At 53.1% G+C, this 19176-nt stretch carries 20 protein-coding genes; 12 read left to right on the top strand and 8 right to left on the bottom strand.

Annotated elements, in window-relative coordinates:
* Positions 1-16 precede the first annotated feature (16 nt).
* From K5Y32_RS22295 to K5Y32_RS22280, 4 genes are all read left to right on the top strand, one after another.
* Positions 17-772: an alpha/beta hydrolase gene (locus K5Y32_RS22295; RefSeq protein WP_222185863.1), complete on the top strand. Its 756-nt coding sequence runs from the start codon at positions 17-19 to the stop codon at positions 770-772.
* Positions 773-867: 95 nt separating this feature from the next.
* Positions 868-1128: a YdgH/BhsA/McbA-like domain containing protein gene (locus K5Y32_RS22290; protein WP_222185862.1), complete on the top strand. Its 261-nt coding sequence runs from the start codon at positions 868-870 to the stop codon at positions 1126-1128.
* Between the two features lie 280 nt (positions 1129-1408).
* Positions 1409-2566 (top strand): alkene reductase, encoded by a 1158-nt coding sequence (locus K5Y32_RS22285; protein ID WP_222185861.1) that lies wholly within the window; start codon positions 1409-1411, stop codon positions 2564-2566.
* Positions 2559-3299, top strand: coding sequence for an SDR family oxidoreductase (locus K5Y32_RS22280; protein ID WP_222185860.1), 741 nt, complete (start codon positions 2559-2561; stop codon positions 3297-3299). Before K5Y32_RS22285 ends, K5Y32_RS22280 begins: the two co-directional genes overlap by 8 nt.
* 73 nt (positions 3300-3372) lie before the next feature.
* On the opposite strand, the gene K5Y32_RS22275 is transcribed toward K5Y32_RS22280, so the two are convergent.
* Both K5Y32_RS22275 and K5Y32_RS22270 read right to left on the bottom strand, forming a co-directional pair.
* Entirely contained in the window at positions 3373-3954 is a 582-nt protein-coding gene (locus K5Y32_RS22275) for a TetR/AcrR family transcriptional regulator (RefSeq protein WP_222185859.1), read from the bottom strand.
* Between the two features lie 114 nt (positions 3955-4068).
* A complete protein-coding gene (locus K5Y32_RS22270; RefSeq protein WP_222185858.1) occupies positions 4069-5250 on the bottom strand; it encodes an MFS transporter in 1182 nt (393 codons plus the stop codon).
* 234 nt (positions 5251-5484) lie between these two features.
* On the opposite strand from K5Y32_RS22270, the gene K5Y32_RS22265 reads away from it, so the two are divergent.
* Positions 5485-6402: a DMT family transporter gene (locus K5Y32_RS22265; RefSeq protein ID WP_222185857.1), complete on the top strand. Its 918-nt coding sequence runs from the start codon at positions 5485-5487 to the stop codon at positions 6400-6402.
* A gap of 6 nt (positions 6403-6408) precedes the next feature.
* Positions 6409-7149, top strand: a complete 741-nt coding sequence (locus tag K5Y32_RS22260) for a cyclase family protein (RefSeq protein ID WP_255602792.1) — start codon at positions 6409-6411, stop codon at positions 7147-7149.
* Positions 7150-7235: 86 nt separating this feature from the next.
* Here K5Y32_RS22260 and K5Y32_RS22255 read toward each other — a convergent pair whose 3' ends face one another.
* On the bottom strand, positions 7236-8099 hold the full coding sequence (locus tag K5Y32_RS22255; RefSeq protein ID WP_222185856.1) for an arginase family protein: 864 nt from the start codon (positions 8097-8099) through the stop codon (positions 7236-7238).
* Positions 8100-8484: 385 nt separating this feature from the next.
* Between K5Y32_RS22255 and K5Y32_RS22250 the strand changes: the two genes are divergently transcribed.
* Positions 8485-9123 (top strand): TetR/AcrR family transcriptional regulator, encoded by a 639-nt coding sequence (locus K5Y32_RS22250; RefSeq protein WP_222185855.1) that lies wholly within the window; start codon positions 8485-8487, stop codon positions 9121-9123.
* A 419-nt stretch (positions 9124-9542) separates the two neighbouring features.
* Here K5Y32_RS22250 and K5Y32_RS22245 read toward each other — a convergent pair whose 3' ends face one another.
* Entirely contained in the window at positions 9543-10259 is a 717-nt protein-coding gene (locus tag K5Y32_RS22245) for a GntR family transcriptional regulator (RefSeq protein ID WP_222185854.1), read from the bottom strand.
* Between the two features lie 186 nt (positions 10260-10445).
* On the opposite strand from K5Y32_RS22245, the gene K5Y32_RS22240 reads away from it, so the two are divergent.
* The 5 genes from K5Y32_RS22240 to K5Y32_RS22220 all read left to right on the top strand — a co-directional run bounded on the left by K5Y32_RS22240 (position 10446) and on the right by K5Y32_RS22220 (position 16618).
* Positions 10446-11171 carry an ABC transporter ATP-binding protein gene (locus tag K5Y32_RS22240; protein WP_370635129.1) on the top strand — a complete coding sequence of 242 codons (726 nt, stop codon included), beginning with the start codon at positions 10446-10448 and terminating at the stop codon, positions 11169-11171.
* A gap of 16 nt (positions 11172-11187) precedes the next feature.
* Positions 11188-12183 carry an ABC transporter substrate-binding protein gene (locus K5Y32_RS22235; protein WP_222185852.1) on the top strand — a complete coding sequence of 332 codons (996 nt, stop codon included), beginning with the start codon at positions 11188-11190 and terminating at the stop codon, positions 12181-12183.
* A complete protein-coding gene (locus tag K5Y32_RS22230) occupies positions 12180-12926 on the top strand; it encodes an ABC transporter permease (protein WP_222185851.1) in 747 nt (248 codons plus the stop codon). Before K5Y32_RS22235 ends, K5Y32_RS22230 begins: the two co-directional genes overlap by 4 nt.
* Before the next feature lie 15 nt (positions 12927-12941).
* On the top strand, positions 12942-15305 hold the full coding sequence (locus tag K5Y32_RS22225) for a hypothetical protein (RefSeq protein WP_370635128.1): 2364 nt from the start codon (positions 12942-12944) through the stop codon (positions 15303-15305).
* 152 nt (positions 15306-15457) lie between these two features.
* The gene (locus tag K5Y32_RS22220; RefSeq protein ID WP_110868471.1) at positions 15458-16618 is read left to right on the top strand and encodes an IS30 family transposase; all 1161 of its coding nucleotides are present in this window, start codon (positions 15458-15460) and stop codon (positions 16616-16618) included.
* Between the two features lie 304 nt (positions 16619-16922).
* Here K5Y32_RS22220 and K5Y32_RS22215 read toward each other — a convergent pair whose 3' ends face one another.
* The 4 genes from K5Y32_RS22215 to K5Y32_RS22200 form a co-directional block, all read right to left on the bottom strand.
* Positions 16923-17342, bottom strand: coding sequence for a DoxX family protein (locus K5Y32_RS22215; protein WP_222185849.1), 420 nt, complete (start codon positions 17340-17342; stop codon positions 16923-16925).
* 130 nt (positions 17343-17472) lie between these two features.
* Positions 17473-18069, bottom strand: a complete 597-nt coding sequence (locus tag K5Y32_RS22210) for a DUF1349 domain-containing protein (protein ID WP_370635134.1) — start codon at positions 18067-18069, stop codon at positions 17473-17475.
* A gap of 88 nt (positions 18070-18157) precedes the next feature.
* Entirely contained in the window at positions 18158-18361 is a 204-nt protein-coding gene (locus tag K5Y32_RS22205; RefSeq protein WP_222185847.1) for a hypothetical protein, read from the bottom strand.
* Between the two features lie 106 nt (positions 18362-18467).
* Complete coding sequence (locus K5Y32_RS22200) at positions 18468-19175, bottom strand: SDR family oxidoreductase (RefSeq protein ID WP_222185846.1); 708 nt, start codon at positions 19173-19175, stop codon at positions 18468-18470.
* Position 19176: the final 1 nt, after the last annotated feature.

The following is a 19176-nucleotide window of genomic DNA, read 5'->3' as shown; positions in this document are numbered from 1 at the left end:
GAAAGTGAGATAAAAAATGTTCAAGAAAACTGTCGCTTCTGCAGCTTTAAGCCTGGTTCTCTCTGTCTATGCTCAGTCATCGCTGGCCGAGCCGGTAAAAAATATCGTTCTGGTCCACGGGGCTTTCGTTGATGGCTCTGGCTGGAACCCGATCGCCCGCATCCTGCATAAAAAGGGCTACAAGGTGTCGATTGTTCAGGAGCCGCAGACCTCTCTGGCAGATGACGTGGCCGCGACAAAACGCGTACTGAAAATGCAGAGCGGCAAAACGCTGCTGGTCGGACACAGCTACGGCGGCATGATTATCAGTGATGCGGGTAATGACCCGTCGGTGGCAGGGCTTGTCTACATCGCGGCGATGCAGCCGGAAAAAGGGGACTCGCTGCTGAGCCTTGCCAAAAAATACCCGCCCGCCGCGCATTCGATTGCTGAAACGGACGATCATTTTCTCTACCTGAAACCTGAGTCGTTCCACGCCGATTTTGCCGCCGATCTGCCGGAAAAAGAGACCGCGCTGCTGGCACAGTCTCAGGTCATGCCAGCGGTGGCGGCCTTCAGTGCGACGGCTGGCGAGCCGGCGTGGAAGCATAAACCGAGCTGGGCTGTGGTAGCGACCGAAGACCGCGCGATCAACCCGCAGCTGGAACGTTTTATGGCCGAGCGTGCCGGCAGCAAGATGACCGAACTGAAAGGTAACCACGCAATTTATGCCTCACAGTCCGGTAAGATTGCGGCCGTGATTGAAGAGGCAGCACAGAGTTTGTCGCACTAAATGTTCGTAACTGAACGCCGGAGCCTATAAGAGGTCCCGGCCAAAAAATTCTCTCTACTACGTAAATCTGTTTAACTGACTGAAAGGAAAATATTATGAAAAACATGACTAAAGCTGTTGCACTGTTCGCCATCTCTGCCGCTTCGTTACCTGTATTTGCCGCTAATCAGGTTCAGGATCAGCCTGCTGGCGAGCAACGTATCGGCGTCATCTCAGCCTCGGCTGCCGGAAGCAATCTGAGTGAACTGATAAACCGACTTGATGCTAAAGCAACAGCCGAAGGTGCCGGATCCTATCGCGTGGTTTCTGCCGGTGGTCGCAATTATCTTTACGGCACGGCAGAAATTTACAAGTAAGCATGAGGCGTCAGTGCCGGAATTAAGCAAGTGGGCTATATCACCTGAGCTGGCAAGTGTCATCGGGACTCACCCGCATGAAGGGTTCGAAAAGGCATGCCCGGAATTACTCTGCGGTCTGGCTGAAAATCTTCATCACAGGAAAATTACCCGAAGTTTAATAGTTGACTGGTTAAATTGCTGATCGATTGAATAGATGAAAATAGCCGATCGCCTATGTTTACGCCTTTAATAGCCGACCGGTCTAATATAATTTTTACAGAGATACTGGAGAATAGAAATGCAATACGAAGCGCTGTTTCATCCCATAAACCTGGGTCCATATACCCTGAAAAACAGGATTGTTTTCCCTCCACTGACCCGACAGCGCAGCGCTCAGCCTGGCGATCTGCCAACCGGCCTGATGGCTGAATATTATCAGCAACGCGCCGGCGCGGGTTTTATGGTCAGCGAAGGGACCCAGATTGAACCGCGCGGTCAGGGTTATGCCTGGACACCGGGCATTTACAGCGAAGCGCAGATTGAGGGATGGCAAAAAGTCACGGATGCCGTGCACGCCAGCGGAGGTGTGATATTCGCCCAGCTCTGGCACGTTGGCCGCGTTTCTCATTCGTCCCTGCAGCCTGAAAATGGCGCACCGCTGGCACCGTCGGCCATTCAGGCTGAAAAAGTTAAGGCATTTATTGAAACTGGGCCAGGGACCGGGACTCTCGTTTCACCCTCCGCGCCGCGTGAACTGGGAATCGCGGACATTCAGGAACTGGTGGAGATTTACGTCCAGGCTGCCAGAAACGCGATTCGTGCGGGCTTTGATGGTGTGGAAATCCATGCCGCCAACGGCTACCTGGTGAATCAGTTTATTTCTGAACATTCCAATCATCGTCAGGATGCTTACGGCGGCTCACTCGAAAACCGGCTGCGGTTCCTGCGCGAAATTGTGCACGCTGTCAGTGCGGCTGTAGGTGCCAATCGCCTCGGTGTACGATTCACCCCGTTATTTACCAGTACCGACGAAGATCGCGTTTATATCGGTCTGGTAGAAAGCGATCCGCATACGACCTACGTGGAAGCGGTGAAAGTCCTCGAAAGCGCAGGCGTTGCCTACGTTTCAATTGCTGAAGCGGACTGGGACAACGCACCGGATATGCCAGAGGCCTTCCGTCGTGAGATACGCCGTGTGTTCAGTGGCCGCATCATTTATGCCGGACGTTACACGGCAGAGCGTGCAGAAAAAATGATCCGCAACAATTATGCCGATCTGATTGCGTTTGGCAGACCCTTTGTGGCGAACCCTGACTTACCGGCACGTATTGCCAATGGCTGGCCGCTTAACGCGCTAAACGCCGCTCGTCTCTACGGTGGTTCAGAGGAAGGTTTTACTGATTATCCTGTTTACCAACCAGCAACGTCAGCAATTAAGGAAAATACACATGAATAACGGTATCGAAGGCAAAGTCATTCTAATCACCGGCGGTAATTCGGGTATTGGTGCTGAAGTTGCTCGACTACTGGCGATGCGGGGCGCAAAAATCGCCGTTGCGGCACGCAGACAGTCAAAGACGGATGAGGTTGTACAGGAAATTACCGGCGGCGGTCATGTCGCCCGCGGCTATCAGCTGGATGTTACCGATAAGCATCAGTTTGAAGCCGTAGTCGCAGAGGTGGTTAGCGATTTCGGCCAACTGGACGTTCTGATTAATAACGCCGGTCTGATGCCGATTCGCCCTATGTTAGAAGTGAATACTGACGAATGGGATGCCATGATCGACGTCAACCTGAAAGGTACACTTTATGGTATTGCCGCCGCGCTCCCGCGCTTTCAGGCTCAGGAGAGCGGACATATCATTAACCTGAGTTCAGTGGCGGGCATCAAAGTCTTTGCGCCTGGAGGCACGGTTTACTCCGGAACGAAATTTGCGGTCAGAGCCATATCGGATGGTCTGCGTCAGGAGACAGGAGGCAACATCCGCGTCACCTGTATTGAACCCGGTGCGGTGGAGAGTGATTTAAAATACTCCACGACCGGCACGGCCGCCGAAAATGTCCTGGCGTTCTACAAACAGGCTATCCCGGCCTCGTCGGTAGCGCGGGCCATTGCGTTTGCGATTGAACAGCCTGCGGATGTAGACATTAATGAAATCGTGCTTCGCCCGACTCGGCAGGAGTTCTGACCGCTTCGCGATGGCTGCAGCTGAATTGTTCAGCCGGCCCAGCACCCGGGCCGTTGTGTTGGGAGAAAAGCTGTCAGGATACCTGACAGAGTATTTTTACCATCAGGTCCGGGAAAGCTGGCACATCCCTACTGAAGGAGAAATCGGGGTTGATCGCCTTGCGGGCAATCAGTCCGTCAATAAACGCAAACAGTATGATGGTGACTTCTTCGGGGTTAAGCTCACGACGAAATTCGCCAGCGGCTATACCTTTCTCAATAATTCCCGCGATGCTCTGCCGCATAATTTTGTCGCTGGAAATAAAAGTCTTCTTCAGATCCGGATTCCGGGCAGACTCTGCCATTATTTCAACCCAGAGATGATGAGTGACCGGATAACCCACGTCGCTTATACAGGAAGCGACCTGTTTGCACAGGCGTTCAAAATGCGAACCCGAGTAAGGTTCATCATGCGCCTCTAGGGCCGAATTCTGCTCCTCCAGAACAATGGCCCGAATAAGCTCATCCTTGCTTTTAAAATAGGTGTACATAGCGCCCTGGCTAATACCAGCGCGCGTGGAGATTTCCCGCACGCTGGTAGCACTGAAGCCTTTTTCAGCGAAGCAGGCGGCGGCGGCGATAATCAGCTTATGATAGGTTTCGGTGTCCTTTAACATGGCGGCCTTCTAAATTAGATTCATACCGGCACTTTAACGTGCTTTCATTTCCTGGGCCAGAGTCAGGGCTACCGGTCAGGCCGGTAGCCCTGACTCAAAGGCTGCCTTCCAGGGTTACCGTATTTCGACCTTCGCGGCTTTATTCTGCGGTCGGTATGCCAGCAGAATAAGCGCGCTAACCAGAACGCGGGCAGCTGCGATGTGATAACCCGCCGGCAGGCCCAGCGTGTCTACCAGTTTTCCTCCGGCCGCAATCGCCACCTGTATGGTGAAGGTGAACATGGCCGAGCTCGCCTCCTCATGTCCGCTAGATGCCCTCTGGTTCCAGATATTCATACACAGCGGCATAGCTCCCCAGGCCAGCCCCCATACCATGACCATAAGGGTGATCCCCACCGGCCAGGATGTCATCTGGGGCAGCGTAGCCAGTGAAACCATCAGCAGCATCAGCACCGTAGTAAAAGTAGCCGTGAGCTGACGACTGATAAAGGCAGAGGCAACAAAATTCGAAGCAAGCCCGGCAATGCCGTAGCCAACCAGAATCCAGGTGACGGTATCAGAGCTGATACCCGCCTGCTGCAGGAGGGGGGCCAGATACGTATAGGTGGCGAAGTGAGCCCCGAAGATAAGAAATATCAGCGCTTTGCTCTTTCTTGCCGTCTGCAGTTTCAGATAGTCAGCGATACCTGACAGCTTCATGCCCTTTCCGGCAGGCAGGGAAGGCAGGGCAATCAGCTGCATCAGAAATGCTGCCGCCGAGACCAGGCCGGTCGAGATAAAAGCCCCTCGCCAGGAAAAAAGACCGGCTGTAAACGTGCCGAACGGTACTCCCAGGATCATGGCTGCCGTTACGCCGGCAAATACCGTGGCGGTGGCCTTGTGCGCTTTTTCAGGCGTGGTAAGCCTGCCTGCAACAGCCAGCGCCGTGGCCCAGAAAGCGCCCAGACACAGGCCCACCATTGCACGGCTTATCAGCAGGACACTGAAAGAAGGAGCCCAGGCCGCCACGCCGCAGGATACAAGCAGAAGAAACGAAAGAAATAGCAGCACGCTCCGCCTGTCCGCTCTGCCTGCGGCCAGCATGACGCCCGGCGCAGCCAGGGCGGCCAGTATGCCTGGAACGGTAATCATCATTCCAGCATGGCCTTCGGTGATATTAAAGCCTGCAGCCACCTCGGGCAGGATGCCGACCGGTAAAAACTCAGCCGTAACAGTGGCGAAAACGCCCAGTGTCAGGGAGAGTACGGCTATCCCTGCGCGAAATGCGGTGGGGGTGTGGTTGTTAACATGAGTCATAAGAAATTCATATTGGCCTGTAAAGAGGAGCCACTGACAGAATGCAGCTGGCCCAATGAATGAATGATCATTCATTTTAGGGGCGCAGGTTGTATAAGCCAGCCGTGCCGCACGATGTGCCTGGCTGTACCTTAATCCGCCAGGAAGCCTTTCCCTGTCATTGGACGAATAAACTTTTCAGGCGGCAAGACGTTCGTAAACCGGATGTCTCCCGCATTTTTAAGGCAGGTCAATATGTTGCGTAAACACTCTGGCGTTATCTGCGTAGCCATGTGCTATATCCTGATTGGCATCAGCTACCCGGTCGCCAAAGAAGCGATGGAAAGTATCCCCACGTGGTCATTCACTCTGGTGACGTTCCTGATTGCAGTGGTGGCGCTGTTCCCCCTGTCGCTCTTGATTGACAGAACTAACTGGCTAACCGTCCCGCTCCGCGACTGGACCGCCATCAGCGTGCAGGCCCTGTTCGGCGCGGTTCTGTTTACCGTGTTCCTGCTGTACGGACTGCCGACGACAACGGCAGTAGCGGCCTCGGTCATCACAAGCGTGGCGCCAGCGGTAGTCCTCGTTCTGTCTGCTTTGTTTCTTAAAGAAAAAATGCAGATGAAGTCGCTGGTCTCAGTTTTCCTTGCGGTGATCAGCGTAATCGTCATGACGCTGCCTCAATCAGGCGGGGGGACAGGTCAAAACTCTCTTTCCGGCCTGCTTTTCCTGACGCTGTCTACTCTCTCAACGTCTGCAGTGATTATTTTTGCGCAAAAGCTGTCTAGCGAGCTTAAGCCGCTTACGATGGCAACCGGCGTCTGTCTGGTTGGCGCAGTCCTGTCCGTACCGCTTGCACTGCCTGAGCTGCGCAGCTTTTCCCTGACGTCACTGACCCAAAGTCAGATTCTGATCCTGATCTACTACGGCCTTACGGTCTGGGCTCTTCCGTACATCTTCTTTTTTCACGGCATCTGGCGCATACCCGCCTCGACGGCTGGCATGACGGTCGCCCTTGTGCCTGTGGCCTCCGTGCTCACCTCTGCGCTCTTTTTTGGCGCTGCCATTACCTCAACTGAGCTGGCGGCCTCCGGCCTGATAGTGGCTTCCATTGTGGTTGCTGAAATGAAATTCCGACGCCGGGCGCTGGTTGCTCCGGTAAAATCCTGAGAGGTCATGATGTCAAAACAGAAAGGCAAAAGAATGTTCCTGTTCAGTGTGACGACACTGTGCGCGCTGGCAACTCTGGCCACCACAGCGGCGAACGCCGTGGTGCTGCCTGCGGTAAAGGAGTACGTAGAGCTGAATCATCCCATCCAAGAAAACATGGAAACCTATCCCGGGCTGAGCGAGGTAGAGCTGTATACGAAAGGGGGCCGGAACCCGAGCGGATCGATCATTGACGGCATTAAGCTTCTCGGCATTTCCGGCACATACATTGATGCGCCCTTTCATATGAGTGACAAGGGTGGAAAAATAGCGGACTACCCCCTCAGCAAGCTGGTGAACCTGCCGGTTATTGTGGTGGAAAAGGCGGCAGGCCGGCGTGCGTATGAGGTAGCGGACTTTCAGGGTAAAGAGGTAAATGGAAAAGCCGTCCTCCTGCATACCGGGCAGGACAGGTATTTTGGCAAGCAAGCTTACAGCAAAAATTCGCCCTATGTCTCAACGCAGGCCGCTGAATGGCTGGTAAGACACGGTGTCGTCCTGGTTGGCATAGACGCAGTGCTGATAGATGACTATGACCATACTGAAACCACGCCGGTACATGATATTCTGCTCAGGAACAACATCATTATTGCAGAAGATATGACGAACATAGGTGCGGTTAAGGGCAAGGATGCTTATCTGACCGCCGTTCCGCCGCGTATGCCAATGGCAAGCTTCCCTGCCCGGATTTTCGCTACTGTATATTAGTTGCCGGATGGTTCGGCGTTTTAACCGGGGCTCAGAGGAGAATGACGCAGAATGAAGGGACCGTTTGCAGGTCCCTTCCGTTCAGGTTATTTCAGCAGGGGCAATTCGCTGAGCATATTTTTGAGGTTTACCATATCCCACGGCATATGTTCCGCCAGTGTCAGCCCAACGGGTTCCGCCGCGGAAGTTGCCTGATTGATCAGCTGAAGCACATCTTCAATGGTCAGTTTGCCTTCGGCCACATCCCCAAAGTCATGCTCTCCCCGGCCAGGGCGGGCAAACAGGACTGAGCGAAACAGGGACGGGTCCAGCACGTCAAGATCGAGGTGAATGGCCAGATACTCAATTTTTTCACGGGCGATCCACTCCAGCACGTCGTGCGCGCCGGCTTTAACCTGTTCAGGGGCTGATGTCGCAATATTGTGACTGGACAGATAATCGCTTTCATAAGCCAGCGGGTCATGAATACCGGCTATCATGATTTTTGAAGGAGAAAGCTTGCGCGTGACGTGAGACACTAAATCCTTGTCACCGGTGCCTATAAGCGCGCCCAGCACGTGGGCATGGGCATTCGGATACTGTTCAGCTGTCTGAACATCAGGGTGAGAATCGATCCAGAGCACGCCCAGCTTGTCACCGTATTTTTTGAGCAGATGTGCAAATGGTGCAAGAGATACCAGACAGTCGCCCCCCAAAACGACAAGGGCATCAGGATCATGTTTTTCTATCAGTACGGCAGCATCATTTAGCTGTCCGATGATCTGAGGCTTGCCGGTAATGCCGTCTACTTCGGTCAGCGCATGAATGCCGGGTTCGGCAACAGGGACTTCCTCTACAGGCCCTTTCGCTTCAGGAGCAAGGAAAGAGAGAAGAAGGGAACCAAGATGATAGGGGGGATTGTTTCCGCCCTGCCACTGTGGAAAAGAAAGTCGAAGAGTAGTTTTAGCCATACATTACCTGCCTAGTTTCATTGTCTTTAAGCATTACCTTGCACAGCGGCTTCTATCCTGAAGGAATCAGGCTGCCCGTTCAGATAGCTATAAAAACAACAGTGAATGAACGATCATTCATTCTGAACTATGTGCGTATTTTACGCAAGCCAGAGCTTATCCAGTTAGTAAATATGCCTGATGCTCTGGAAATAACGGATGCTATGTAATGTCCGCTTTTGGCACAGAGCGGACATGCGCGCGTAGCAAGGTCTGCTGTGAGCGATCAGCAGACATATTCTCATCCATCTTTGCAGCTTGGACAAGTTTGCTAGTTAAATCTGAGAAGGTGCTTTTAATTGTAGATTGATCGATCTACAATCAGTTCTCACTTCTGGAGGATTAAATGAAAGCATCTGTTGGCAGACCCCGAGAATTCGACCCTGAAACATTTCTCAATACCGCGCTGGAATGCTTCTGGCAAAAAGGATACCGGGCAACATCGATGTCAGATCTTATGAAAGCCTCTGGTCTTGCAAGCGCCAGTATCTATAATCTTTACCCTGATAAACGCGCAATCTATCTGGCGGCCTTACAGCAATACATGGATGAAGGTATTTCCAGAGCAGCAGAACGCGATGCGGAGTTATCTCCAGAAAAGGCATTGCGTGAAACGTTAGAATTTGTAGCGCTTTTATCATCTTCTCCTGATGGAGAAAAAGGTTGTTTTACGATTGCCGCGGCCAGTGAACTTCTACCGGGTGATGCAGAGATAAAAAGTAAGGTTCATCATAAATTCAATTCAATAATCAATCAGTTGGAAAAAATATTATGCAGAGGTCAGTCGCAGCAGCTCTTTCGGTGCGATGAAAGACCACGAACAATGGCAATAAGCATTTTTATGATGCTGGAAGGGATGCGAGTTTACGGGAAAATTCAGCCCGAAATTGACGAACTCAAAAGGTGTAACGAATTTATTGTCAGATCGGTGCTCTTAAAAAGACATGAAGATGGGAAAGGCCTCTCCAGACAGGCATCAACATGATGGAAGTGGGCACAATTGTTCGGCGTCGAAAAAGAAGAAATACAATGGTTGTGCTCGAATGTGAAAATGGCATGGCTTTATGTGGTTGGGTAGATAACGGAAAGTTTTTCAAAAGACGCTTTCCATTGTCTCAGTTAAAGACATGTATGCCTTACTCAAACTTTTGGCCTCTTACTTAAAGCGCCGGAATGTCCTTTTCCGGTGCCTGATACTGACGTCCGCTCTTGGCGGGGTCCGCTTGGAAAACGGAAAATATCCTACGTTAAGGCCATTTGTTAAGCAGACATGACAGGCGGCTGTGAGCGAACAGCAGACCATATTTGGCCCCGGTCACGTATTTACAATGGCGCCGACATAGGATTTTAACTTTACGTGTTCTGGTAGAGATTCCGGCGGTTACCGTACAGGCCTGCAAATTTTCATCCATTGCTCAATGTAAATTCGTAACGTTCAGGGCGAATGAAGAAGCGAGAGTTTTCCGCACACTGACCGTTTTCAAACCAGGATGTCCTCTCAAGAAGGAAGAGCGGCGAGTTTTTAGCGATGCCCAGTACTTCGGCAAGTGCCTTATCAGCAAAGTCCAGCCGGATGGCGATATCAGAACGGCTTATCGCATTCTGGGTGGCTTTTTCCAGCAAAACCCAGGTGGGTTCCTGCTCTGTCTCTTCCCAGCTAAGCGCATGAGGGAAAGCAAGAAAATGGCTGTAACCCAAGGCAATCGGCTCGTTATCCACCAGGTGCAACCGTGAAATAAAGGTCAGAGACCGGGCCATTTCAAACAGGGTGAGGAACGGCTCGGGAGTAGGAATCTGCTCTTTAGCCAGCAGACGCATACTCGCGTTCAGCCCCTGCTGCTTAAGAGACTCATGAAAGCTGCGCATAACGTTGATACCGTGCGCTACTTTTTTACCTGACACGTAAGTGCCTTTCCCCTGTTTCCGCTCAACAATACCCTGCTCAGTGAGAGACTTAAGCGCAAGCCGGACCGTGACCCTGCTGACAGAAAAACGTTCTTCCAGCGCAGATTCAGAGGGCAGCTTGCCGCTTGGCTGATAGTGGCCGGCTGCAATTTCCTGCTGTAGCGTATCGGCAATCTGCCGGTACAGCGATGTCATGTTTTCACGCACCAGTGTCATTCAGGTTCCGTCTCTCGTATTCCGTTCGGATCTAGTTTAGTCAGAAGCGATCTTAGACCAGCTTGTATTAATACGTATTATAACCACATCTTAATTGACTTACACGTGATGTCCAGCATGACAACTTCTGCGTCATCCGCCCTGGCGGTAGACAATATCACTTTTCGTTACCCCGGGAGCGCACCAGTGTTCCGCAATTTCAGTTTCCATGCACGGCATGGCGAATTTGTCGTGCTGCTGGGGCCTTCCGGCTGCGGCAAGAGCACTCTGCTTAACCTGCTGGCGGGATTCACTGAGCCGGAAGAGGGGGCCGTTAAAATTAACGGGCAGCGGACCACGCCCGAGAACAACCAGCTGGGTTACGTGTTTCAGCAGCCGCAACTCTTTGGCTGGCTGAGCGCGCTGGAGAACGTCCGGTTCGGCCTGCGCATGCAGAAACGCGAGGACGTTGCTTCCCAGCGCGATCGCGCGCTGTCTTATCTGCAGCGGGTGGGGCTGGCGCATGCCGCCCATCAGTTTCCGCATCAGATGTCCGGGGGAATGCAGCAGCGCGTGTCGCTGGCGCGTGCGATGGCACTGGATCCTGACGTATTGCTGATGGATGAGCCGTTCGCTGCCCTTGATGCCATCACCCGCGGTGATATGAACGAAGAGACGTTGCGCCTCTGGTCTGCCATCGGCCAGACCACCGTATTTATCACGCACGACATTGAAGAAGCCGTCTTCCTGGCCGATCGCGTCATCGTCCTGAATCGTGCTCCGGGCGGGGTGCACAGCGAACTCACCATTTCTCTGCCGCGTCCGCGCAGCAATCTGGAGACGCGGCAGCTTCCGGCTTTTGCTGCGTATCGCAATGAATTACTGAAGCGTATTACAGACGTGATGCAGCAGTCCCACAGTCACTCACTCTAATAAAACGGATCGTCAAATGGGTAAATTATTTCTTGCTGTGCTGATATCAGGGGTTTTATTTAACGCGGCTGACGCAGCGGACTCACAGCCGCTGCGCATTGGCTGGGTTTATGCGCTGGCAAACGCACCGGCGTTGATTGCAGAAAAAGAAGGTTTTTATAAACAGGAAGGGTTGAACGTCGAGCTGAAGTCCTTTGGCGACGGGCCGGTTATCAGTCAGGCGCTGGCCGCGCACGAGCTGGATGCAGCTTACATCGGTGCGACGCCGGTTTTTCAATGGTTCTCTCGCGGGCTGAAGGGACAAATCATTGCCAAAGTGAACAGCGGGCAGGCCGCGCTGATCGTTCCGGCAAAAAGTGGCATTTCAACCCTGGCTGACCTGAAAGGCAAACGTATCGCAGGGGTGAAAAAAGGCAGCGGGATGGACGTTCTGCTGCGCGGAGTCGTGCTGCAGCAGCATGCCGGGTTAATCGCGGATAAAGACGTGCAGGTGCTGAGTATGCCACCCGGCAACATGCCTGCTGCATTGCAGCAGGGTGTGGTGGATGCTGCCTTTACCTGGGAGCCTTTTGTCAGCGAAGTGCTGCTGCGCGGTGATGCAAAAGTGCTGCTCGACGTGAATAAGGTTCAGCCGGGTTATCCGTGGTATGTGCTGATGGCACTCCCGGAGACCTTAAAGGACCGTCCGGACGACGCGGTGAAAATCATCCGCGCCCATCAGAAGGCGGTGGATTTCATCAACCAGCACCCGACAGAAGCGGATCGGATTATGGCCGACGCGTTTAAGCTGCAGTCCATCAAAACCGCAGACGGCAAAACGCTGCCGCCGGATGCAGTGGTAGAAGAGGCGCGTAAACGCATTCAGTGGTCAGTGTCACTGACGCAGAAGGATGGGGCGTTCTTTGAACAGCTGATGAAGGATTCCCGGTCGCTCGGCTACATGCAGAAAGCCCCTGCGCTGAATGAATTTGTTGATACGCAGTGGCTGAAAAAAGCAGGGATCACGCAGTGAAGTTAACGCCAAACTGGGGTTGGGCGTCGCTGCCCGCTCTGCTGGTTGTCTGGATGATTGTCGCCAGCCACTATCCTTCTTACGTGCTGCCGCAACCTTGGGATGTGTGGCATGAAGCCGTGCGCTGGTTCAGTGACGGATCCATATGGGCTCAGCTTGGGTCGAGCCTGCTGGAGGAGTTCGCCGGGTTCGTTATCGCCGTAATGCTGGCGCTGATCCTGGGCGTCAGCGCAGGGCTGTCCGATCGGTTCAGGGATTTTCTCTCGCCGCTGAACAGCCTGTTTATGGCCATCCCCCCCATTGCGTGGGCACCGCTTATGCTGCTTATTTTTGGTCTGGGCATCGTCTCTATCGTGGTGGTGATTGTTATCGCCGCGCTTTTCCCGATGTGTCTGACCATTCAGGAGGGGATCCAGGGCATTCGCGGCGGGGAAGTGCGCGCGGCGCGCTCGCTGGGTGCCCGCCCGGCTCAGTTACTGCTTTATATCTATCTGCCGAGCTCATTACCGTTTATCACTGCCGCGCTGCGTATTGGATTCAGCCAGGCGTGGCGCGCACTGGTGGCGGCTGAAATGCTGGGAGCCTCTCAGGGCATTGGCTGGATGGTGGCGATGGGCGGCCAGACGGGTAACAGCAGCCAGGTGCTGTTGGGAATCTGCCTGATCGGGCTCATTGCCTGGCTGATGGAAAATCTTGTGTTTCGTCGCATCGAGCAGCGCTACCAGCGCTGGCGTGCCCAATAATTGTGTGAGGTTAATGTGAGTCAGTTTGATATTCGTGATGCAGGCGATTACATCGCGCCAAAAGGCCTGTATGAGCAGAATAAAGCGCGCCCGTTTCTGGGCAGCGTCACCAGTTCACACTGTCAGCTAACGGCAGGTGCCTGGGAAGAGATCCAGCTGGAGTATACCGTGGGTGCCAGCGGCCTCGCTGATGGCGCATGGCTGAAGCTTGCCTTTAAATTTTACTCGGACTGGGCGCTCTTTCAGACCAGCAACCCCGCTGCTGCGAACTATATCAGCGCCGAGTATCAGGCAGGCCCCCTGTTGCCGGGGCAGAGCCCTGCCACTGTGCAGCACCTGAAAGTGCGCTTCGACCAGAAAGGGCATGAGCGACCGTTCCAGAAGGCGATTCTGATTGATATCGTCGATGGCTACATTAACCCTGGAGATAAAATCATTATCCGTCTCGGCGATCGCCGTCGGGGCGGAGGCGGGACCCGCGTACAGAGTTTTGTCGAGAAAGATTTCCGTTTCCGTCTGTTTGTCGACCCGCTGGGCAGCTCAAAATTTGCTGAAGTGCCGGGGGACACGCTGCTGGATATCGTAGCCGGTGCCCCGGCGTCCCTTTCCGTCATTGCCCCCCGGCTACTGGCGCCTCATACACCGTTCTCCGCCATCATCCGGCTGGATGACAGTTGGGGTAATACCTGCCGAGAACTACCGCTGTCGGGACGGCTGGCACTGACCTCCTCAGAAGGGGAAACGCAGCACCATGACTTCCGGCTGGCCGGGCTGGGCTGGGCGATTGCGCGCATTAGTGATTTGCAGCTTTCTGCTGGAGAGTGGTCTATCAGCGCGACGCTGGATGCACTCCCGCCGCTCGAGGGTAAAGCGTGGGTCACGGCCGAAGAGACTGCGACGGGCCTGCGCCCGCTGTATGCCGATCTCCATGTGCATTCTGATGACACCGTTGGCACCAATGACACGCTGTATAACCTGAGTTACGGACGTGATGTAGCCGGTCTCGATATTCTGGGGTATACCGCAAACGACTTCAACGTTACAGAAGCGCGCTGGAAACAGGCGGTAAAACTGATTAATGAGCTGAACCAGCCAGAGAGCTTTGTCTGCTATTCCGGTACCGAGTGGTGCGGCAATACCTGTGCCGGTGGCGATCACAACGTGGTGTTTCTTGAAGATGATGAACCCCAGTTCCCGTTTGATAATCAGGGCCGGCTGGTGCGATCTTTTGAGTGGAACGAGTTTACCGCCGGCACCATTAAACCGGGGGCGTGGCCGCTGGACGAGCTTTATGCCGCCTACGCGCGCGAGCCGCACAAACACCTGCTTATCCCGCACGTCGGCGGGCGGCGCTGCAACCTCGATTGGCACCATCCTGAACTGGAGAGACTCATTGAAGTCGGCTCTGCATGGGGACAGTTCCACTGGGTCTACGCTGAAGCGCTGGAGCGCGGTTACCGGTTGGGCGCGACGGCTAACAGTGATGAGCACCAGGGACGCTGCGGCGGAGGAGTGCCCGCCACGGCGGTATTCGGTTCACGTGGTGGACTGACCGGCGTACTGGCCGAACGTTTTGACCGTAAGGGCGTGGCGACCGCGCTGCGTGCCCGCCACACGTTTGCCACCACGGGTGAACGCAGCTATGCCGAACTGCGGGCCGGCAATGCGCTGATGGGTGACGTGGCTGCATACAGTTCAGTTGATGCGCTGAGCTATCGCCTGTTAGGCGATGCCGGCTGGGAAGCTATAACGCTTTATGACGGTGAAAAAGAGGTGTGGCACCGGGATTTGCACGCGGAACTGGGCCGTTCTCAGCGACAGTTCCGTGTTCGCCTGAGTGGCGCACGTATTAAAGACCGTTATCGCGGTGCGTGCTGGACAGGGCATATTGACGTCACCGGGACGCCCATCAGTGGCTTTTCCCTGACCGGCGCTGACCATCCTGAACAGACCGTTTGGCGAGAGAGCCATACGCAGATTGGCTTGCGGACAGACACCAATGGAGACAGTGACGCGGTAACAGTCAGCACGGGTGGGCTGCACGGGGCAAAGGTACGTGTACATTTGGAGATAAGCAGCTACATCAAAGTGGGCGATCCGCTTACGGCTCAACCTCATTCATGGGCACCCGTTTTTGACGCTGAGATTGATGGCAAAGCCCTTCTGTTATCAGGTAAAGAGACTTTTACGCTGGCGGGTACTGAGCTGCAGGTCGAGATCGAACTGGTGACAGAACAGCCGCTGCCGCGTGACCTCCGGGGTGATGTACTGCTTTCAGAACTCAATCTGCCTGCAAAATCAGAGCATGCTCTGTTCATTAGTGCGAGACAGAAAGACCAGTCGCGTATCTGGACCTCGGCTCTTTTCCTCACGCGTTAATATCCTTCGGCGGCGTCTAAGGCGCCGCTGTAATCATCTTTAAAGTGCGAAGTCCGCTTCTGGCACGAAGCAGAAGCGCATGCCAGGTCCGCTATGAGCTGTGAGTTCAATGGGTCGATGCAACGCTATCCTTAATCAAGGGGGGCGTTGCCATGAAACGAAGAACTCGGATTAACTACACGCCAGAGCAGAAGGCGATTATCTGGGACAGATATAAGCAAGGTGATTCCCTGCATGATATCGCCAGAATGTTCGACAGATATCATTCTTCTATTATGCCCACTATCCACCAGACTGGTGGATACCGCCCCCCTGTCCGAAAGCGGCATCCGTTAGCGCTTTCACTTGATGAAAGAGAGGAAATCTCCAGAGCGCTGGTAGCAAAAATCAGCATCAGGGCGATCGCTAACAAACTATCGAGAGCCCCCTCAACGATTAGCCGGGAGATCAAGAGGCACGGTGGTGCAAAACAATACCGTGCATCAAAAGCGGATACTGCTGCCTGGGAAAATGCTCTGAGACCAAAACCTTGCAAGCTAATTGAAAGACCCACACTGTGTAAAATCATCGCAGAGAAGATGCATCAGGACTGGTCGCCGGAACAAATCGCCGGTTGGCTGAAACGCTGTTATCCGGATAATCAGGAAATGCATGTGTCACACGAAACGATATATAAAACGCTTTTTATACAAACCCGGGGTGCATTAAAAAAAGAACTGCAGCAATGCCTCAGAAGCGGAAGAGTCGTGCGTAGATCCAGAACATCATCGCTTAAAGGGAAGGGATTAGGGTCAATCCCGAATACAATCTCTATCAGCGAAAGACCACCTGAAGCCGCTGACAGAGCCATACCAGGTCACTGGGAAGGTGACCTGATCCAGGGCTCTAAAAACTCCTATATCGTCACCCTCGTAGAACGTCATTCCCGTTTTGTTATGCTGGCCAGGATCAGGGACAACAAGACCATAACGGTTATATCTGCACTCATCAAACAAGCCCGGGAATTACCTGCAGAGCTATATAAAACATTAACATGGGACCGGGGCGCTGAAATGACCAGCCACACCCGGTTTACTGTAGCCACAGATATCCAAGTTTACTTCTGCGATCCTCAATCCCCCTGGCAACGCGGCTCCAATGAAAATACAAACAGATTGCTTAGGCAGTATTTTCCAAAAGGAACTGACTTATCGGTTCACAGCCAAGAAAGACTAAACAGCGTTGCCAGACAGCTCAACGAAAGACCGAGAAAAACGTTAGACTATGAATCACCCGCAGAGCGTTTTAACCAATGTGTTGCATCCATCAGTTGAACTCACAGCGAAAAGCGGACATAAGCTTAATGTCAGAATGATATTTTCTAACTCGCGATTTTGAACGCTGTAAAAGCAAGAAGAAAAACTCCACTGACGATGAATCAAATTCGGGGAAAATCCCGAGGGCATAAAACGTTAACGCGACGCTATGAATGCAGACAGTGACCGAAGAGGATTGCTGCATGATTGACTCGGATAAGGCGACAGGTTTTTTAAAAAAACCTGCCGTCTAAAAATTTACTGCGATCACTGCCAGCTATACTGCATGTGGCGTTTTTTCTCTAATACTGATTATAAATGATTAACTGTTCTTTATAACGGCATATTTTCCTGCCCCCAGAAATATGACAGCAATGGCTGAGAAAAAGTAAAACAGGAGACCTTCAATCATCAATCCGCCCTGAGCGTCAAGATGCAGGGTCTCAGGGGCATCCCCCAGGTACCACGCAAAAACCATGTTAATCATTATGAAAAGTGCAGCCGCCCTCGTCAGAATCCCAGCCAGGAGCAGCACTGGGGCAACCAGTTCGCCGGCATAAACACCGTAGCCTAAGAATGCAGGCAGGCCGGATGCCGCCAGCATCTCACGGACCTCATCAATACCGTAAATCAGTTTGTGGGCACCATGAAAAATTAAAATTCCACCCAGCATTATTCTTAACAGCAGCTTACCGGTATCGGGTTGATCAAACTTTTTATATACAGAACACAGAAGATGCATTTTTGACTTCATTCACTAAAAGATTTTGTAGTTTCAGCTGATTGTCCATACATGAGCAGTTAGTTCCAATCTGCCTCAGCGGCTGTAAGAGTGCAGACATACGCATGACACAGCTTCGCATTCGCCGGGCTTACGTAAGATCGTGCAGCGCTCTGCCGAGGGGAGAACGTATCGAAAATTCACTGAATTCAACCTCAAGCCCCTCTCTTTCAGGCGTGCAGGCCATCACTCCCACAAACCGCCTTTCTGTCCCCGGCCAGTGACAGAGCCTGAGCAAAGGCCAGGTCAGCCCGTCGGCAGAATACTGTATTCTCAGCGACTTGTTGTGCAGCGTGGCCCGCATCCAGAAAATTTCTGGAGTACCTGGAAATATTCCCGTTGACCAGTCTGACAATGTTCTTGTCACCACGCAGCCGATGGCGGGCTGACTGTCATTAAACTCTATGCCGGCTTTAACCCAATTCTGATCGTCATCTTTCAGAAATATTCCAGCCTGATCGTACAGATGCCTGAAGTCAGCCTGCACTTTCACCTGCAACGTAAAGTCACCGTCAATACTGTACCCAAAAGCATGCCCGGTATGACGGCGAAACCCATAGTATGTCTGCTCCCAGAAGTCAGTATGAGGTTCAGTGGTCAGTTGCAGTCGTCCTTCCGCTAGGCAGCTGATGCGCGGCTGATTTATCCAGGCAGCGCCTGCTGATTCGATCGATTCAATCATATTCAGGGTCTGTCTCCATTGATGCTTCCTGTACCCGGTTGTCACTGCTGCAGGATTATGCAGTATCCGGAAAATTCGCTTTAAACCTGCCGGGTCATGCCTCACCGGCTGCAGGCTTTATCGGTCTGCCACACTCACGACTGACAGGAATGTTGTAGAACCCAGTCACCAATGTCTTCTCGGAAAAGCGATCCCACCCCGATGAAGCAATAAAGATGTCATGCTCATCCCGCCGGGCGAAGGCGGTGCCTGGAAGAAAAGCACCATAAACGTCCATCTGCATTTTCAGAAGCTGCAAAGCATTTCCTCTGAAAGGAAAGCACAGAAATATTCCGCTCTCTGAACTTCCCGGTTTCCGTTCTGTATGGTTACGTTCCGCTGGCAGAACGCCTGAAAATATGAGGTTAACCCATCATGCCAAGATACATAGGCGGGTGAGATGTCAGCCCGGCGTGCACGCTTTCCGTCACTTTGTCTGCCAGAAGCTCTGATTCTCCGGCTTCCAGCGCGGACAGGGTCATGCGGGCAATCTCATCAGGAGACGCTTTCTCACCGGGAACGCCACGCGCCATATCCGTATCTATGAAAGCAACGTGCAGCGAAAGGACGTCCGTTCCCTGCGCTTTCAGTTCCTGTCGCATTGCATTACTCAGTGCCCATGCAGCGGCCTTGGAAGCACTGTAGGTACCCGTAATACCGGGCAATGTTGCCCAGCTTAAAGCTGAAATAACGTTGATGATCGCGCTACTGTCGTGCCTGGCCAGAAGCGGAGCAAAGGCCTGAGCCATGCGGAGTGGACCGACCGCATTGGTTTCGAACTGATTGTGAAGTAACGTCAGTGAGTCAGGGGAAAGAACGGAACCCGCCCCTCCAATCCCAGCATTGTTAATCAGCAGGTTTACGTCACCTAGCTCCTGCGCCAGCGCGCTGATTTGTTCCGGGCGTGTGACATCCAGGCTGACCGGCACAACACCGGGTTCGGTAATGCTTTTGCAATCACGCGCGGCAGCGTAGACCTTACTCGCGCTGGCCGCGAGTAAAGCGCGCACAAATGCAGCCCCCAGTCCTCTGTTTGAGCCGGTCACCAGAGCAACGGAATTTTGGATTTTCAAT

The organism is Pantoea sp. DY-15, from assembly GCF_019795935.1.
Taxonomy (GTDB): domain Bacteria; phylum Pseudomonadota; class Gammaproteobacteria; order Enterobacterales; family Enterobacteriaceae; genus Pantoea; species Pantoea leporis.
This window is presented reverse-complemented; position numbering and strand designations above follow the sequence as displayed.

Bases quoted from the DNA above. Each gene is read 5' to 3' on its own strand.
- K5Y32_RS22295 (WP_222185863.1), top strand. From the start codon at position 17: ATGTTCAAGAAAACTGTCGCTTCTGCAGCTTTAAGCCTGGTTCTCTCT.
- K5Y32_RS22290 (WP_222185862.1), top strand. From the start codon at position 868: ATGAAAAACATGACTAAAGCTGTTGCACTGTTCGCCATCTCTGCCGCT.
- K5Y32_RS22285 (WP_222185861.1), top strand. From the start codon at position 1,409: ATGCAATACGAAGCGCTGTTTCATCCCATAAACCTGGGTCCATATACC.
- K5Y32_RS22280 (WP_222185860.1), top strand. From the start codon at position 2,559: ATGAATAACGGTATCGAAGGCAAAGTCATTCTAATCACCGGCGGTAAT.
- K5Y32_RS22275 (WP_222185859.1), bottom strand. From the start codon at position 3,954: ATGTTAAAGGACACCGAAACCTATCATAAGCTGATTATCGCCGCCGCC.
- K5Y32_RS22270 (WP_222185858.1), bottom strand. From the start codon at position 5,250: ATGACTCATGTTAACAACCACACCCCCACCGCATTTCGCGCAGGGATA.
- K5Y32_RS22265 (WP_222185857.1), top strand. From the start codon at position 5,485: ATGTTGCGTAAACACTCTGGCGTTATCTGCGTAGCCATGTGCTATATC.
- K5Y32_RS22260 (WP_255602792.1), top strand. From the start codon at position 6,409: ATGATGTCAAAACAGAAAGGCAAAAGAATGTTCCTGTTCAGTGTGACG.
- K5Y32_RS22255 (WP_222185856.1), bottom strand. From the start codon at position 8,099: ATGGCTAAAACTACTCTTCGACTTTCTTTTCCACAGTGGCAGGGCGGA.
- K5Y32_RS22250 (WP_222185855.1), top strand. From the start codon at position 8,485: ATGAAAGCATCTGTTGGCAGACCCCGAGAATTCGACCCTGAAACATTT.
- K5Y32_RS22245 (WP_222185854.1), bottom strand. From the start codon at position 10,259: ATGACACTGGTGCGTGAAAACATGACATCGCTGTACCGGCAGATTGCC.
- K5Y32_RS22235 (WP_222185852.1), top strand. From the start codon at position 11,188: ATGGGTAAATTATTTCTTGCTGTGCTGATATCAGGGGTTTTATTTAAC.
- K5Y32_RS22220 (WP_110868471.1), top strand. From the start codon at position 15,458: ATGAAACGAAGAACTCGGATTAACTACACGCCAGAGCAGAAGGCGATT.
- K5Y32_RS22215 (WP_222185849.1), bottom strand. From the start codon at position 17,342: ATGCATCTTCTGTGTTCTGTATATAAAAAGTTTGATCAACCCGATACC.